Below are 15,023 nucleotides of genomic sequence, written 5' to 3'. Positions count from 1 at the left end.
CAGCACATACTGCCGTTGAATGTGTGGTGGACGATGAGCGACACTTGCTGATATACTGGCTATAATTACAGTATTGGAGGCGGTTATGGCTATTGAAACAAAATATGTGGTCGTCAGAAAGGGTGAAGAGAAAATGACATTTGCCAGTAAGAAAGAAGCGGAGGCCTACGACAAGATGCTCGATATGGCTGAAGCATTCAGCGACTGGTTGTTGACCAGCGGGATGCCGTTGGATGAACCGCAGGCTGAAAAGCTGGGTCTTTATTTGGCCGAGCATAAAGATGACGTCCAGCATATACTGCGCACCAGCAAATTGCCGGAAGCCATCGGCGCTCAGGCTCCCGCAGATGAATCGGAAAGCATGGAAACCGATGATAATGCTGATGCCGGCACAAAAAAAATCAGAGCGGTAAAAGCAGCCTGATCCCCTGCGGGAAGTACCCCAATACAGAACAGCGCCGTGAGTGATAACGCCTTGCGGTGTAGCGGGATTTTTTCATCGGCCTCACCTCCGTCAACGGCATGGATTTATCATGCCGGATTTCCAGTTCTGGGTGGAGCAGAATATTGGGGTAGGGCCATGCCCGGTGCCGCTCCGGTTAAAGATGCATTTTATAACGTTGCTTTACTGGTTAAGCTGCTGCAGGGATAATTTTGGCTGATTAATTAATAATCTGCCTGATCCCTAACAGTATGATCAACCCGCCGCAAAGCCTATCAATGACTTTTTTGGCCTGCTGATAGGCGGAAGAAATGCGTGGTTGAGAAAGGGTGATGGCAACCGCTCCGTACCAGAGTGATGCAATGATGCCGACAACGCTGAGCATGGCGATAAAGGTGCCCGCAGAAACATGCGCCGGAGCGGCAGTAGAGAATATGGCGGCGTAAAAAGCCATGGATTTCGGATTACCGATATTAGTCATCACGCCCTGAATAAAGGATTGGCGGAAATGACCTGGCAATAGGGCATTTTCGTTCGCAACGGGTTGGCTTCCCGCATTGAGGATAAGGCGTAAGCCAAACCACAGCAGATATCCTGCCCCTAATATTTTCACAATCAGCGCAACCCAAGGGAATGCGGCAAATAGCAAACCGATTCCGCCGATAGCGCAACTTGCCCATAATAGGTTGACCACCACAATGCCAGCAACCAGCGCAAGGGCGGCCGAGCGCGTGGAAGCGACCGCTTTATGCACCACGGCGACAAAGTTTGGCCCGGGTATCACCACGCCAGCGAGATAAATCAGCAACACGGTAAGAACTGCATGTGTATCGATCATGTATTTTCCTTATAACTCGCTGACGTTAAATCAGTTTAAACTCACCAATAAATCATTGGCTTCCCATTATGCCGGGAGCAGGCCAGCAGTTCGATAACTTTGTATTAATCCATCAAACAAGCTGAGATCGGGCCGACTCCTGGCTATTTTCACCGCTTCGGGTAGCTCATTGTCTTCAGCGGCCATCCATATAGCTGCCCAGACACATGCGATTATCACTCTACAGCGAACGGCGAAAGATGTCCGGATATTGGCGCAGGCCGTTTAATGGGGCCTGCGGTTCGCCTCACATAGCCTGCAGGTCAGCCGCAAAGCCTCATTAAGCAGGGAATAAAGCGAAGTTGACCAGCTGTTTTTGTCCTGGTGCTCACGCAGCACGCTTAAAGTATCTGTACGTTCCACGGTATACAGAAAAAATGAAAACGATTAACTACTGACCTTTCGGACGATCACACACCGAATCGGTCAGTGTAGCCCTCACGTGAGGAAGGCTCTGCGGATAATTTTGCTGAATAAACTCAATCATTTTTTCCCGCACATGGCAGCGTAAATCCCAGGCGATGGGGGAATTCTGTGCAGTCATCAATAATCTGATGGTCATGGTTTTGTCAGTAGTTTCGGTTACCTGGAGCACCTGAGTCTGTTGATCCCAGAGTTTTGTTTCACTGAGGACTTTTTCAAAATGCTTACGGAGAGGATCTAATGGCATGGAATAATCGAGGTAAAGAAAAACAGAGCCTAATATCTGTGCGTTATTACGCGTCCAGTTCTGGAAAGGATTTTCTGTAAAGTATGTGATGGGCAGGACCAGTCGACGAAGGTCCCAGATACGCACAACGACATAAGTCAGGTTTATCTCCTCAACCCAGCCCCATTCATTTTCGACGACTACAGCATCATCAATTTTTATAGGTTGCGTAAAAGCTATCTGAATTCCGGCAAACAAGTTGACAAGCGACTTCTGAAGGGCAAACCCAATGATTATTCCGGCAACCCCCGCGCCGGCTAAGATTGTCGTGCCGAATTTTCGGAAACCGGGAAAACTGAGAAGTATCAGAGTAAGGCAGAATGACACGAGCAATACAATAGCGACTTTTTTTACATACATTATTTGAGTGCGAATTTTACGGGCACGAAGATTATTCGAAAGATTAATGTCATAGCGGATAAAAAGCATATCTTGCGCAACATTAACTAATCGAATTAAAATGGAGCAAAATGATAATATAATAAAGATATTAAGGGTGGATGTAATAAAATCAAGGGAGTTTGGCTGAATGTTAATATAATTAACCCCTACATTTATCAACAGTAAGGGAATGAAAAGAAACATTGATCCACGAAGATGTTTTTCAAGTGATTTGAAGAGCTTTCGGTCACGATTCTGCCAGTAGCGGATGAACCTGAGAAGTATAAATCGGGCCAGGAACCCCAGTGCGAGTGAGAGAATGACGAGCAATACCGCAGGCACCCAAATTGGAGCACCAGATAACTCATCGAATATCATTAGCATTCTTTTCCCTTATATCAAGTCAACAACCTCTGGTTGTCAGATCAGTAATAAAAATTCAGTAACCGTTGTCTTAACGGTTATCTGCGGAGTAAATGGTGAACGCACATGAGTTGATGAGAAATGTAGTTAACTGATTTTTTTAACATAAAAAAACCTCGAAAGGAAACCGATAATACAAGCGTAGCATAAATGCAACTCACTGAAATTAATGATGGCGTTTAATTTACTCAATCCGCTAGCAGGATGTCCGCGCTCAAACCGCTCTCGTGTCATCTGCCTGTACCCGCCCCTAGTGATGTGTTCATGCTAATAGCACAGGTTACAGATATCCATGCCGCACCTGAGTACGATCTTTTGCGCGTTGGTCGCCCAAAGCGCCAGGGTCAGCTTCTGGCACAAGGCTGCTGTAACAGCCCTGACGACCTCATACTTCAATCGACTCAGAGATCTCCAACGCATCATCGACTTCAATGCCCAGATAACGCACTGTGCTTTCCAGTTTCTTATGACCCAACAGAAGTTGGATCACCCGGAGATTCTTGGTTTTCTTGTATATCAGGTAAGGTTTTGTTCTTCTCATGGAATGTGTGCTGTACAGCGAAACTTCGAGACCAAGCTTTTCTACCCATCCATGAAAAATACGGTTGTATTGCCGAGTTGATATATGTTGGCAAGAACCGACGCGGGATTGGAACAAATAGTCTTTACTATGCAGCTTGCCAAGTTTTATCAACTCGGCGACAGATTCTCTCGTCCCCTTAGTTAACTCGAACTGTACAGGGCTACCGGTCTTCTGTTGCAACACCGTCGCTCTGCTTGAAACAGAATTACCATATGAAACATCTGACACTTTTAGTTTAACCAGATCACAGCCACGCAGTTTGCTGTCCAAAGCCATGTTGAACAGAGCCAGATCGCGTGTTCTACCCTCCAGTTCAAGCCTGATTCTAATCCCCCAGATATGAGATATCTGAAGTGGTCTTTTCTGGCCGATGATACGGTCTTTGTTCCACGGTGATGTGTTCATACTCAAATCTCATGCAATGTGGGAGATTTGAGTATGGTTGTCCCTCAAGAGCGAGGAGCGGAAGTTTGCGATTGCTTTCAAACCAGGTATTGTCATTTCTGACATAGCCGTATGTTCATCAACGAGCAGCAGGTCACAGACCCGGTATAATCCAGGAATTCACTGTGCAGGATGTTCTTTACCCTCAAGTTGGATTACTGTTGATGTATCCGTAACTTTTAATAATTTCCTACCATGACTCAACTACGCTATCGCCTTATACCGCTAGTTTTTTTATCAGGATACGTTTCACACAGTTATGCCGAAGTTCCGCTGCCAGACAGTGTACTGAAGGATAATACCGAAACTTTTGAAATAGCTTGCCCTGACAATCCCCAGCAGACAACTATTGATATGAATGATTGTATAGGCACAAAACGTGATGCAGTTAAGTCTGTCGAAGCGAAGTATTTAAACACAGCACGTCAACGTATTTCGGCAACACAAGATAACCAGACCCTTAATGCCTTTGAGGCAGAAAATAAGGCGTGGGACATTCTGATTGATACGGCATCACATGCTACTGGTGTAGAGTGGCAGGGAGGCACAATTCGAGGGGTTAAAGCTACTGACCGTGAGATAGCCCTGATTGAATTAAGGATTCATAATCAGTGGCAGAACTGGCTGCGCTATGAAGACTCGACACCGCCAGTACTACCGGAACCACTTTTCCATAACGTCGAATGAAATACTAGAAAACAGTGCAACAAGCATGCTTTCCATGAGTACAGAATCGGTCTCGGGAGATCGATTGAAAATGCGGGTTGAGTGTATTTAGCATAAAGCCTCATGCCTCATGATACATCAATGTGATGTGGGGCTTTCCGGCGCTTTTACACTCTTCCCTGCCCCCCGTTTATTAACATAGACTGATTTAGCAACGTCTGCTTTTGGCACAGAGCGGACATTTCAGCTTTTCCCTACCCTTGACATCTGAACTTAGCCTTGACACCAGAACACAGTAATTAGCCCAGCGCGCTCATACGGGTCAAACACACCTCATGGCTTCATAACGATGCGCCCAAGCGGTTTCGCTGTCTCGGCGAATTCGTGGGCCGCAGCAGCGCTGGCCAGGGGGAAGATGCGGTCAATGACAATCCTGATGCGCCCTGCTGCTAAAGCCTGCAACATGTCGTCCACACTTGCCCGAACTCCGGGCCTTTCAAAAAGGGGTCCCATGAATACCCCCATGAGTGTCTGGTTAGACTGCATTGGCGGCCACAAGTCGACAGTCAGGCCTCCACCGCCCGCATTACCGACGAAGATGAGACGTCCTTCCGGAGCGAGTGCAGAAAGCGAAGCAGGCAACGTCGTCCCCACCGGATCGATGACGAGGTCAACACCGCTGCCATGGGTGTACTGTCTGACACTGTCCACGACGTTATTCTCTGCACGATCCACGACATGATCGGCACCAAGTTCCAGCAACCGGCTTCTTCGCTGCGTTCCGCTTGCCACGGCGATGACCGTTGCGCCTGCTTGTGAGGCAAGCTGAACGACCGCGAGCCCCACGCCACCAGCTGCTGCCTGAATAAGGACGGTTTCTCCGTGCCGGAGCATGCCTCGAGTGAAAAGGCAATGGTGCGCGGTTCCAAAAGAAATCGGTAAAACCGCCGCTTCTGCCATATCCACCCCATCGGGTATAAGCCAGGTTCGTTCCGCGGGCACAGACCAACGTTCCGCATGTGATCCCTGCATGTGAAAAGCCGCGACTCTGTCCCCAACCGTACGGCTACGGACGTTCGATCCTACTGCAACAACTGTGCCCGCGGCCGCGTAGCCGACGATCCATGAAGGAAGAGGCGGCGGAGTTAAACGGCGGTTGATCAGATCTCCACCTTCTATCGAGATAGCCTCGACAGAAATCAGAACGTCGTCAGGTCCTGCGACCGGATCGGGGATATCGACATATTTCAGGACGCCGGGAGCGCCTTCCACGTCATAAACCGCTGCTTTCATAAATTTTCCTCTGTCTCATCAGTAAATCCTGACCAGCCTGGCAAACCATCCCGATGCGGCATATAGCAATTCAGAAATCTCTCTGCTGCCTCTACAGGCAGCGCGGTCTGCCCTGTTGAATTTTCGACTGGCGGAAAGACCCGTAACGCTTAGGGCAGCCTGGCAATCACCTTAATCTCAAACTGGAATCCGTAAAGCCACGTCACGCCGATCCCGGTCAACGTAGGGTAAGGCGCCTCCCCCCAATATTCTGGCAGGATACTCCAGATAGCGTCGAGGTTTGACTCGGGATCGACGACAAAGAGGGTAACGTCAACCACATCACCGAACGTGCAGCCCGCAGCCGCGAGAACAGCATTAAGGTTATCGAATGCCAGCCTGATCTGCTCTTTAAGATCCTGTTCAGGCAAACCATCCTCCCGGCTACCCACCTGCCCCGAAACGAACAAGAAACCGTTGGATTTGATGGCCGGTGAATAGCGATTGCGCTCATAGAGCGCCTGCCGACCGAAGGGAAAAACTGCTTCGCGTGTTGTCATGTTTGTACCTTTGCAGTGGGCGAAATCTGCCCGGTGAACATAAAGACACTTTACAGGTACTGGATCGGGCGGATAAACAGGCGACTTTGTCCATCATTGTTTGTAAAATCCAAACAATCGGTGAGAAAGAGAGGATAAGGAATGGATCGTTTCGATGCGATGCGCGCCTTTGCTCGCGTGGTGGAGGCAGGTAGCTTCACAAAGGCTGCCCAGACGCTTCATATGAGCAAAACCACGGTGACGCAACTTATTCAGCAGTTGGAAGCGCGCCTGCGCGTCAAGTTACTCCATCGCACCACCCGCAAGCTCGGTGTCACTCCCGACGGCGCGGTCTACTACGAGCACGTCATCCGCCTGCTGGCGGACATGGAGGATGCTGAAAACAGCCTCTCCAGTGCGGCGATTACGCCCGGAGGACGATTACGGGTGGATGTGCCCAGTCCGCTGGCCCGCCTTGTGCTGGTGCCAGCGCTACCGGCTTTCCACGCACGCTACCCTGATATCCAGTTCGACATGGGCGTGAGCGACCGGGTGGTGGATCTGATCGGCGACAATGTGGATTGCGTCTTGCGCGGTGGCGAAATCACCGACCAGTCCCTGATCGCACGCCATGTCGGCGATTTGCAAATCGGCGTCTACGCCGCCCCCAGCTATGTGGAACGCCTTGGCGCTCCTGCGCACCCGCGCGATCTGGAAAACACCGACCATCGCATAGTGGGATTCTTGTCTTCACGCACCGGTAAGATTGATCCTCTGGTGCTGCACTGTGAGAGTGAACATATTGAAATCAAAAGCAGCTATGTGCTTGCAGTGGATGATGGCAATGCTTACCTCGAAGCTGGGCTAGCCGGGTTAGGCGTGATTGCGCTGCCAGTCTATATGGCGGCAGCACATCAGGCTTGTGGCTCCTTGACTCCGCTATTTGAACACTGGCGTATTAATCCAATGCCTCTGTACCTGGCGTTTCCGCCGAACCGCCATGTCAACGCCAAACTGCGAGTTTTTATTGATTGGATCGTTGAATTGATGCAGCACCATGTCCCCAATTCTAACAATAAGTAACTACGTCCCAGCCCCCTGATTCGCTCATCAGCGTCGATTGGTGGTCATTCTGGTGGTCTTGACTGAAAGGGAATTCAGATGTCGACGTCCGCTCCTGGCACATAGCCGACCATCCGTTCAGATGAGATTGTCCAGTACCCGGGGCGCAGATCAAAAGCGAAATAGGCGTCAGTGGCAATAAAAATGCCCTGAGAACAGGGCATTGCGGCATTCAAAAAATGTCAGCAGAAATTATTCGATGTTCTGTATCTGCTCCCGCATCTGTTCAATCAGTACCTTCAGTTCAATCGCCGACGTCGTCACGCTGGCATTAATCGACTTCGAGCCCAGCGTATTCGACTCGCGGTTAAATTCCTGCATCATAAAGTCCAGGCGGCGGCCGACGGCTTCTTGCTTGGTCAGGATATTATAGGTTTCCTTGACATGGGCATCCAGGCGGTCCAGCTCCTCGGAGACGTCCACCCGCTGGGCCAGCAGCACCAGCTCCTGCTCCAGGCGGTTGTTTTCCAGCTGTACCTGCGCGTCTTCCATTTTGGCCAGCAGGCGCTCGCGCTGCCATACCAGGATATCGGGCATCTGCTGGCGCACTTTGGCCACTTCGGCGCTGACGCCGGCCAGGCGCTGCTCAATCATGATTTTGATCGCCGCGCCTTCGGATTCGCGGGCGAGGATAAAGTCATCGAGGGCGGCATCCAGGGCGGCCAGCAGCTCCGCGCCGATGGCGTCCAGATCCTGCTCTTCGGCCGCCATCACGCCGGGCCAGCGCAGGATTTCCATCGGGTCGATTTCGCCTTCGTCGCTTTGCATCTTGACCCATTGGGCCGCTTCCACCAGCTGCTTGGCCAGCGGCTGGTTTAAAATCAGCGCGCTTTGCGTATTGGGATTGACCTCGAAACGCAGGTTGCATTCAATCTTGCCGCGGGTGAGGCGGGTGCGGGTGCGTTCCCTGATGGCAGGCTCAAGGCCGCGAAACTGCTCCGGTAAACGAATATAGGTTTCCAGATAGCGTTGATTAACGGAGCGCAGCTCCCAGGCGGCGTTGCCCCAATCACCTTTAACTTCGCGCCGTGCGAATGCGGTCATACTGCGGATCATATGCGTACCCGTCTCGATAAAAAAGTTGGGGGGATTATACCGTCGCATGGCCGGGCATGATAGGCATATGGTCCCGAAGACCGTATAATGCGCAGCCAATACACGAAATACCAGCCCGGAGAGAGCCATGCGTCCAGCAGGCAGAAACATTCAGCAAGTCCGTCCCGTCACCATTACCCGCCATTTTACCAAGCACGCCGAAGGTTCGGTGCTGATTGAATTCGGCGAGACCCGGGTGCTGTGCACCGCCACGGTGGAGGAGGGCGTGCCGCGTTTTCTGAAAGGCCAGGGCCAGGGCTGGATCACCGCCGAGTACGGCATGCTGCCGCGCGCCACCCATACCCGTAACGCCCGCGAGGCGTCCCGCGGCAAGCAGGGCGGCCGCACCCTGGAAATCCAGCGCCTGATTGCGCGCTCGCTGCGCGCCGCGGTGGACTTGAAGAAGCTTGGCGAATATACCATTACCCTCGACTGCGATGTGTTGCAGGCCGACGGCGGCACCCGCACCGCGTCCATTACCGGCGCCTGCGTGGCGCTGGCCGACGCCCTGGCGGTAATGCAGAAAAAGGGCCAGCTCAAGACCAGCCCGTTTAAGGGATTTGTCGCGGCTATCTCCGTCGGCATCGTGGCGGGAGAAGCGCGCTGCGATCTGGAATATGTGGAAGACTCGGTCGCCGAAACCGACATGAATGTGGTGATGATGGAAGACGGCCGGATGATTGAAGTGCAGGGCACCGCCGAAGGCGAACCCTTCAGCCAGGAAGAGCTCATCACCCTGCTGGAGCTGGCCCGCGGCGGCATAGAAACGTTAATCCAGGCGCAAAAGGCCGCCCTGGCCGGGTAAAGGCCGGTAATATCGGGCGGCGTTAGTCGCCCCGTTGTGAGGAGTGGTAGCCGTGAAAGCGTATCAGCGTGAGTTTATCGAGTTTGCTTTAAATAAACAGGTCTTGAAATTCGGCGAATTTACGCTGAAGTCGGGCCGGATAAGTCCTTATTTTTTTAACGCCGGACTGTTTAATACCGGTCGCGACCTGGCGCTGCTCGGGCGTTTTTACGCCGCCGCGCTGATGGATTCCGGCATCGATTTTGATTTGGTGTTCGGCCCGGCCTATAAAGGCATCCCCATCGCCACCACCACGGTCGTGGCGCTGGCGGAACACTTTGAGCGCGACGTGCCCTACTGCTTCAACCGCAAGGAAGCCAAGAACCACGGCGAGGGCGGCAGCCTGGTCGGCAGCCCGCTGCAGGGCAAGATTATGCTGGTGGACGACGTTATCACCGCCGGCACCGCCATCCGCGAATCCATGGCGATTATCGAGGCCCATAAGGCGCAGCTGGCCGGCGTGCTGATTTCCCTCGACCGGCAGGAAAAAGGCCGGGCCGAGATCTCGGCGATACAGGAAGTGGAACGCGATTACCATTGCCGGGTGATCGCTATCGTCACGCTGCGCGATCTTATCGATTACCTGGAAGAGAAAAGCGAATTGGCCGATCACCTGGCGGCGGTGCGCGCCTATCAGCGTCAATATGGTGTCTAAGTTAACCCGGCGGGCAAAACAGTGTAACAATCGGCTGCCGCCGGACCATGCCGCGCGCTAAGGGCTCAGCGCCGAAAAGCGCGGCTGGACCCGCTCAGCGCAGCTGGGCCACCAGCAGCGGCCAGCGCACGTCGAACTCGTGCATCGGCGAATAGCGGAACTCAGTACGCACGAAACGCGACAGCATGCCCTCGCAGTACGCCAGCAGCTGGCTGGCCAGCAGGGCCTCATCCAGTTCGAACGCCTGTCCTTCCCGTAATTTCCGCTCGCGCAGCACCTGGCGCAGCTGCACTTCGATACGTTCATACAGCTGGTTAATCCGGCCCTGCAACCGGTCCTGCTCAAACATCAGCGCATGACCGGTCATGATGCGGGTCAGCCCCGGGTTGCGTTCGGCAAAACCCAGGATCAGCTGCAGAATCAGGCGCAGACGATTAAGGGTGTCCTTTTCATCTTGCAGGATCAGGTTGATACGGGAAATCAGGCTATCTTCGATAAACTCGATCAGGCTGTCGAACATCCGCGTTTTGCTGGGAAAGTGGCGATACAGCGCCGCTTCCGAAACGCCGACGGTGGCCGCCAGCTTGGCGGTGGTGATACGTTGGCTGCCGTCGCCGGATTCAAGCATTTGCGCCAATGCCTGAAGAATCTCCTCGCGGCGATTACGTTTCGTATTCTTTTTTTCTACCATGCCGAATAGGTCCCTGAGTAACAACATCAATAATGAATTAACATCAGGCATCGGCCGTAACAGCATGATGTGTTACGGCGTTAAAAGAGTGAATTGTCGATGCCGGGGAAGATCCGCCCGTTAACGCCTACTGGCGGCCGGAATGGCCGAAACCGCCTTCCCCGCGGGAGCTGGCGGTAAACTCGTCGACGACGTTGAATTCCACCTGGACGATGGGTACAAACACCATTTGCGCCAGGCGTTCTCCCGGTTCGATGGTGAACACATGCTGGCCGCGATTCCAGACGGACACCATCAGCGGTCCCTGGTAATCCGAATCGATGAGCCCCACCAGATTGCCCAGCACGATGCCGTGCTTATGGCCCAGCCCTGAACGGGGCAGCACCACTGCCGCCAGGCCGGTATCGGCGATATGTACCGCCAGGCCGGTGGGGATAAGGGTGGTTTCACCGGGCGCCAGCACCACGGCGTCGTCGATACAGGCGCGTAAATCCAGCCCGGCGGAGCCCGTCGTGGCATAGGCGGGCAAGGGGAAACGATCGCCTATGCGGCTATCGAGGATCTTAAGGTCGATTTTTTTCATCATAACGGCTGACAATCTCGTCAATTAAACGTTGACCAAGCAGGGACTTATCGCTTAGCGGTAACCGGGTATCCCCGTCTTGCCAAAACAGATGCAGCGCGTTGGTCTCGCTGTTAAAACCCTGTCCCGGCTGGGAAACATCATTGGCGCAAATCAAATCCATATTTTTCGCCGCGCGTTTGCGCCGGGCGTATTCTTCCATATTCTGGGTTTCAGCGGCAAATCCGACCACATAGGGACGATGTTGCGTTAGCGCGCCGACGCTTGCCACGATATCCGGGTTCTTGATCATCCTGATGGTGATTTCCTCACCCCGGGTTTTGATTTTTTCCTCCGCCGGCTCGGCCGCGCGGTAATCCGCCACGGCGGCGCAGCCGATAAAGATGTGCTGATCGCCGATGTCTTTCATCACCGCATCCTGCATTTCCTGCGCGGTGGTGACATTGACGCGCCAGACGCCGGCCGGCGTGGGTAAATTCACCGGGCCGGTCACCAGCGTGACGTGGGCGCCTTTCCGGGCCGCCGCCATGGCAATGGCGTAACCCATCTTGCCGGAGCTATGGTTGCTGATATAGCGCACCGGATCGAGGGCTTCGCGGGTGGGGCCGGCGGTCACCATGATATTGAGATGTTCCAAAGAGCGATCGACGGTGAAATGCCGGCGCGCCAGATCGACCAGATCCAGGGGATCGAGCATCCTGCCCGGGCCGATGTCGCCGCAGGCCTGGCTGCCGATATCCGGACCCCAGAGCAATACGCCGCGGGACTCCAGGGTGCGCAGGTTGGCCTGGGTAGCCGGCGCCCGGTACATTTGCTGGTTCATGGCCGGCGCTATGGCGATCCTGGCGGCGGTGGCCAGGCAAACGGTGGTGAGCAAATCGTTGGCCATGCCCGCGGCGATACGGGCCATCAGATCGGCGCTGGCGGGGGCAATCAGGACCAGATCCGCCCATTTGCCCAGCTCGATATGGCCCATGGCCGCTTCGGCGGCGGGGTCGAGCAGATCGTCGGAAACAGTATGGCCCGATACCGCCTGCATTGTCAGCGGAGTAATAAACGCCTTGGCCGCGGGCGTCATGACCACCCGCACATCCGCTCCCCTTTCGCGCAGACGGCGCACGAGTTCAGGGCTTTTATAGGCTGCGATGCCACCGCTCACACCCAGCACAATATGCTTGCCGGCAAGTTCCGTCATTTCGGTTGTCCGCTTGTAAGCTTAAGTAAAAAACATTTTATCATAACCCTTCCGAGAACAGGCATCTCTCTCGTCAAGAAGCACCCAGTGTTAAATTGCAGCGCCGGCCGCAACTTCTCTTTTACCGCGTCGAACCGGGCCGCGCATGGTGGCATGATAGGCGGGCGGATGAACGGAGGCGGGCGGATGGAAGAGCAGCATAAGGTGAAAGGATGGCGCGATAAACTGGCGCCGCGCGAGAAATTACTGTTGTTCGGCCCGGCAATGCTCAGCGATGCGGAGCTGCTGGCGCTGTTCCTGCGTACCGGCGTGCCGGGCATGCACGTTATGCAATATGCCGAAAGCCTGCTGGCGCGGTTCGGCTCCGTCCATAAACTCATCACGGCGGACCGGCAGACCCTTTGCGCCGTCAAGGGACTGGGCAATTCTAAATACGCCCAGTTGCAGGCCATCGGCGAGATGGCGCATCGTTTTTATTGCTCCCATCTGATACGCGAAAACGCCATGACCAGCCCGGAGATCACCCGCGGCTACCTGCAATTATTACTGGCGCGCCGGGAGCGCGAAGTCTTCGTGGTCATGTTCCTGGATAACCAGCACCGCCTGATTAGCCATCAGGAGATGTTCCAGGGCACGGTGAACAGCGTTGAGGTGCATCCGCGTGAAATCCTGCGCGAGGCGCTTAAAGTCAATGCGGCGGCGATAATTTTAGCGCACAATCATCCGTCGGGAAAAGCCGAACCCAGCCGCGCCGATCGGGATGTAACCGATCTGGTGGTCAAAGCGTGCTTGTTCCTGGATATCCGGGTACTCGATCATTTGGTCATTGGGGCGGGAGAATACGTCTCTTTTGCCGAAAAAGGGTGGTTGTGAGACGCTTTCCTGCGATCCTCCGGGATCTTTAGTTGCGCGGGACTTGAGCACTTGCGCTTCAAAGCGTATACTACGCCACCTTTGAGAATCCTGGGTGTAGCGTTGAGAGCCTATCTCAGCAGATTTAAATCTGTTGAAAGTCTCTCCTCAGTGAATGTGCTGAGATGGGCTCTAAAGCCTGACGAGGCGGCTAACACCTTTTTACGAAGCTCGAGCTGATTAGATTTTTGGAGAATAGACATGTCCCGAGTCTGCCAAGTTACCGGCAAGCGCCCGGTGAGCGGCAACAACCGCTCCCACGCAATGAATGCGACCAAACGCCGTTTTCTGCCTAACCTGCACTCTCACCGTTTTTGGGTTGAGAGCGAAAAACGCTTTGTTACGCTGCGTGTATCTGCTAAAGGTATGCGTGTGATTGATAAGAAGGGCATCGAAACGGTCTTGACCGATTTGCGTGCCCGCGGTGAAAAGTATTAAGGAACTGAATCATGGCTAAAGGTGTTCGCGAGAAGATCAAGCTGGTTTCTTCTGCTGGTACTGGTCACTACTATACCACTACGAAGAATAAACGTACCAAACCGGAAAAGTTGGAATTGAAAAAATTCGATCCGGTTGTACGCCAGCACGTACTTTACAAAGAAGCTAAAATCAAATAATTTTAGCGGATTGCAAAAAACCCGGCCCCGGCCGGGTTTTTTTATGACGTGTTTTGCAGGCGTTTTGTTGAAAAGGGCAATTGTGCTTCGCGCTCTTTATCATCATGTTATTTTACCTGAGCAACATGTGCCTGCGCGGCATTAAAAAACAACAGGTGGTATATGCCAGAACTCCCCGAGGTGGAAACCAGCCGGCGCGGCATAGAGCCTTGGGTCGCCGGTCAGCATATTGTCCGGGCGGTGGTGCGCAACGCGCGCCTGCGCTGGCCGGTGTCCGACGAAATCATCGCCCTGCGCGACCGTCTGGTCATCAGCGTGCAGCGGCGGGCCAAATATCTGCTGCTGGAGCTTGGCGACGGCTGGATCATTATCCACCTGGGTATGTCCGGCAGCCTGCGTGTCTTGCCGCAGCCGGCGGCGCCGGAAAAACATGACCATGTGGATCTGCTGATGAGCAACGGCTGCACCATCCGCTATACCGATCCCAGGCGTTTCGGCGCCTGGCTGTGGAGCGCCGATCTGGCCACCAGCCGCGTGCTCGCGCATCTGGGGCCGGAGCCGCTGAGCGATGAATTTAATGGCCGCTGGCTGTTCGGCAAATCACGCAATAAGCGCACGCCGGTCAAACCCTGGCTGATGGATAATAAACTGGTGGTGGGCGTGGGCAATATCTATGCCAGCGAGTCGCTGTTTGTGGCGGGCATCTTGCCCGGGCGCCCCGCCGGTTCGCTGACCGAGGCCGAGTCCGGGCTGCTGGCGGAAACCATCAAGGCGGTATTGCTGCGCTCCATAGCGCAGGGCGGCACCACGCTGCGCGATTTTATGCAAACGGACGGCAAGCCCGGCTATTTTGTGCAGGAACTGCAGGTCTATGGGCGCGGGGGAGAAAGCTGCCGGGTATGCGGGACACCGATCCAGACGGCGAAGCACGGCCAGCGCAGCACCTTCTTTTGCCCCCACTGCCAGCATTGAG

Annotated in this window: 18 protein-coding genes; 9 read left to right on the top strand and 9 right to left on the bottom strand. The window is 54.0% G+C overall.

Annotation, left to right across the window (positions count from 1 at the left end; translation table 11 throughout):
- Positions 1 to 85: 85 nt before the first annotated feature.
- On the top strand, positions 86 to 424 hold the full coding sequence (locus ACL2XF_RS20090; RefSeq protein WP_413721791.1) for a YebG family protein: 339 nt from the start codon (positions 86 to 88) through the stop codon (positions 422 to 424).
- A gap of 238 nt (positions 425 to 662) precedes the next feature.
- On the opposite strand, the gene ACL2XF_RS20085 is transcribed toward ACL2XF_RS20090, so the two are convergent.
- From ACL2XF_RS20085 to ACL2XF_RS20075, 3 genes are all read right to left on the bottom strand, one after another.
- Positions 663 to 1,280, bottom strand: a complete 618-nt coding sequence (locus ACL2XF_RS20085; RefSeq protein ID WP_413727415.1) for a LysE family translocator — start codon at positions 1,278 to 1,280, stop codon at positions 663 to 665.
- Positions 1,281 to 1,710: 430 nt separating this feature from the next.
- Entirely contained in the window at positions 1,711 to 2,793 is a 1,083-nt protein-coding gene (locus tag ACL2XF_RS20080) for a mechanosensitive ion channel family protein (protein ID WP_413727414.1), read from the bottom strand.
- A 424-nt stretch (positions 2,794 to 3,217) separates the two neighbouring features.
- Positions 3,218 to 3,820 (bottom strand): site-specific integrase, encoded by a 603-nt coding sequence (locus ACL2XF_RS20075; protein ID WP_413727413.1) that lies wholly within the window; start codon positions 3,818 to 3,820, stop codon positions 3,218 to 3,220.
- Between the two features lie 234 nt (positions 3,821 to 4,054).
- Between ACL2XF_RS20075 and ACL2XF_RS20070 the strand changes: the two genes are divergently transcribed.
- A complete protein-coding gene (locus tag ACL2XF_RS20070) occupies positions 4,055 to 4,546 on the top strand; it encodes a lysozyme inhibitor LprI family protein (RefSeq protein ID WP_413727412.1) in 492 nt (163 codons plus the stop codon).
- Between the two features lie 312 nt (positions 4,547 to 4,858).
- Here ACL2XF_RS20070 and ACL2XF_RS20065 read toward each other — a convergent pair whose 3' ends face one another.
- Together ACL2XF_RS20065 and ACL2XF_RS20060 are read right to left on the bottom strand one after the other, a co-directional pair.
- Complete coding sequence (locus tag ACL2XF_RS20065; protein WP_413727411.1) at positions 4,859 to 5,818, bottom strand: quinone oxidoreductase family protein; 960 nt, start codon at positions 5,816 to 5,818, stop codon at positions 4,859 to 4,861.
- Between the two features lie 149 nt (positions 5,819 to 5,967).
- Positions 5,968 to 6,357, bottom strand: a complete 390-nt coding sequence (locus ACL2XF_RS20060; protein ID WP_413721223.1) for a RidA family protein — start codon at positions 6,355 to 6,357, stop codon at positions 5,968 to 5,970.
- Between the two features lie 141 nt (positions 6,358 to 6,498).
- Here ACL2XF_RS20060 and ACL2XF_RS20055 point away from each other — a divergent pair, with 141 nt between their 5' ends.
- A complete protein-coding gene (locus ACL2XF_RS20055) occupies positions 6,499 to 7,419 on the top strand; it encodes a LysR substrate-binding domain-containing protein (protein ID WP_413721224.1) in 921 nt (306 codons plus the stop codon).
- Between the two features lie 231 nt (positions 7,420 to 7,650).
- On the opposite strand, the gene ACL2XF_RS20050 is transcribed toward ACL2XF_RS20055, so the two are convergent.
- Positions 7,651 to 8,514: a YicC/YloC family endoribonuclease gene (locus ACL2XF_RS20050; RefSeq protein WP_413721797.1), complete on the bottom strand. Its 864-nt coding sequence runs from the start codon at positions 8,512 to 8,514 to the stop codon at positions 7,651 to 7,653.
- 127 nt (positions 8,515 to 8,641) lie between these two features.
- Here ACL2XF_RS20050 and rph point away from each other — a divergent pair, with 127 nt between their 5' ends.
- Both rph and pyrE read left to right on the top strand, forming a co-directional pair.
- Entirely contained in the window at positions 8,642 to 9,358 is a 717-nt protein-coding gene (gene rph, locus ACL2XF_RS20045) for a ribonuclease PH (protein WP_413727410.1), read from the top strand.
- 52 nt (positions 9,359 to 9,410) lie between these two features.
- A complete protein-coding gene (gene pyrE, locus ACL2XF_RS20040) occupies positions 9,411 to 10,052 on the top strand; it encodes an orotate phosphoribosyltransferase (protein WP_410012749.1) in 642 nt (213 codons plus the stop codon).
- A 94-nt stretch (positions 10,053 to 10,146) separates the two neighbouring features.
- Here the strand turns inward: pyrE and slmA are convergent, their stop codons facing one another.
- From slmA to coaBC, 3 genes are all read right to left on the bottom strand, one after another.
- Positions 10,147 to 10,743 (bottom strand): nucleoid occlusion factor SlmA, encoded by a 597-nt coding sequence (slmA, locus tag ACL2XF_RS20035; RefSeq protein ID WP_410012748.1) that lies wholly within the window; start codon positions 10,741 to 10,743, stop codon positions 10,147 to 10,149.
- Positions 10,744 to 10,870: 127 nt separating this feature from the next.
- Positions 10,871 to 11,329, bottom strand: coding sequence for a dUTP diphosphatase (dut, locus tag ACL2XF_RS20030; RefSeq protein ID WP_410012747.1), 459 nt, complete (start codon positions 11,327 to 11,329; stop codon positions 10,871 to 10,873).
- A complete protein-coding gene (gene coaBC, locus ACL2XF_RS20025; protein WP_413727409.1) occupies positions 11,307 to 12,521 on the bottom strand; it encodes a bifunctional phosphopantothenoylcysteine decarboxylase/phosphopantothenate--cysteine ligase CoaBC in 1,215 nt (404 codons plus the stop codon). Before coaBC ends, dut begins: the two co-directional genes overlap by 23 nt.
- Positions 12,522 to 12,707: 186 nt before the next feature.
- On the opposite strand from coaBC, the gene radC reads away from it, so the two are divergent.
- The 4 genes from radC (at position 12,708) to mutM (ending at position 15,022) form a co-directional block, all read left to right on the top strand.
- Entirely contained in the window at positions 12,708 to 13,394 is a 687-nt protein-coding gene (radC, locus tag ACL2XF_RS20020) for a RadC family protein (RefSeq protein WP_413727408.1), read from the top strand.
- A 240-nt stretch (positions 13,395 to 13,634) separates the two neighbouring features.
- Positions 13,635 to 13,871 (top strand): 50S ribosomal protein L28, encoded by a 237-nt coding sequence (gene rpmB, locus ACL2XF_RS20015; RefSeq protein ID WP_132924257.1) that lies wholly within the window; start codon positions 13,635 to 13,637, stop codon positions 13,869 to 13,871.
- Positions 13,872 to 13,882: 11 nt separating this feature from the next.
- Positions 13,883 to 14,050: a 50S ribosomal protein L33 gene (gene rpmG / locus ACL2XF_RS20010; protein WP_012882902.1), complete on the top strand. Its 168-nt coding sequence runs from the start codon at positions 13,883 to 13,885 to the stop codon at positions 14,048 to 14,050.
- Positions 14,051 to 14,212: 162 nt separating this feature from the next.
- Positions 14,213 to 15,022 (top strand): bifunctional DNA-formamidopyrimidine glycosylase/DNA-(apurinic or apyrimidinic site) lyase, encoded by an 810-nt coding sequence (mutM, locus tag ACL2XF_RS20005; RefSeq protein WP_410012744.1) that lies wholly within the window; start codon positions 14,213 to 14,215, stop codon positions 15,020 to 15,022.
- The last annotated feature ends 1 nt before the right edge of the window (position 15,023 follow it).

Origin of the sequence: Sodalis sp. RH19 (assembly GCF_047324215.1) — a bacterium.
Taxonomy (GTDB): Bacteria; Pseudomonadota; Gammaproteobacteria; order Enterobacterales; family Enterobacteriaceae; genus Acerihabitans.
Note: the sequence above shows the minus strand (reverse complement) of the source record. Positions and strands in the feature narration are given on the sequence as shown.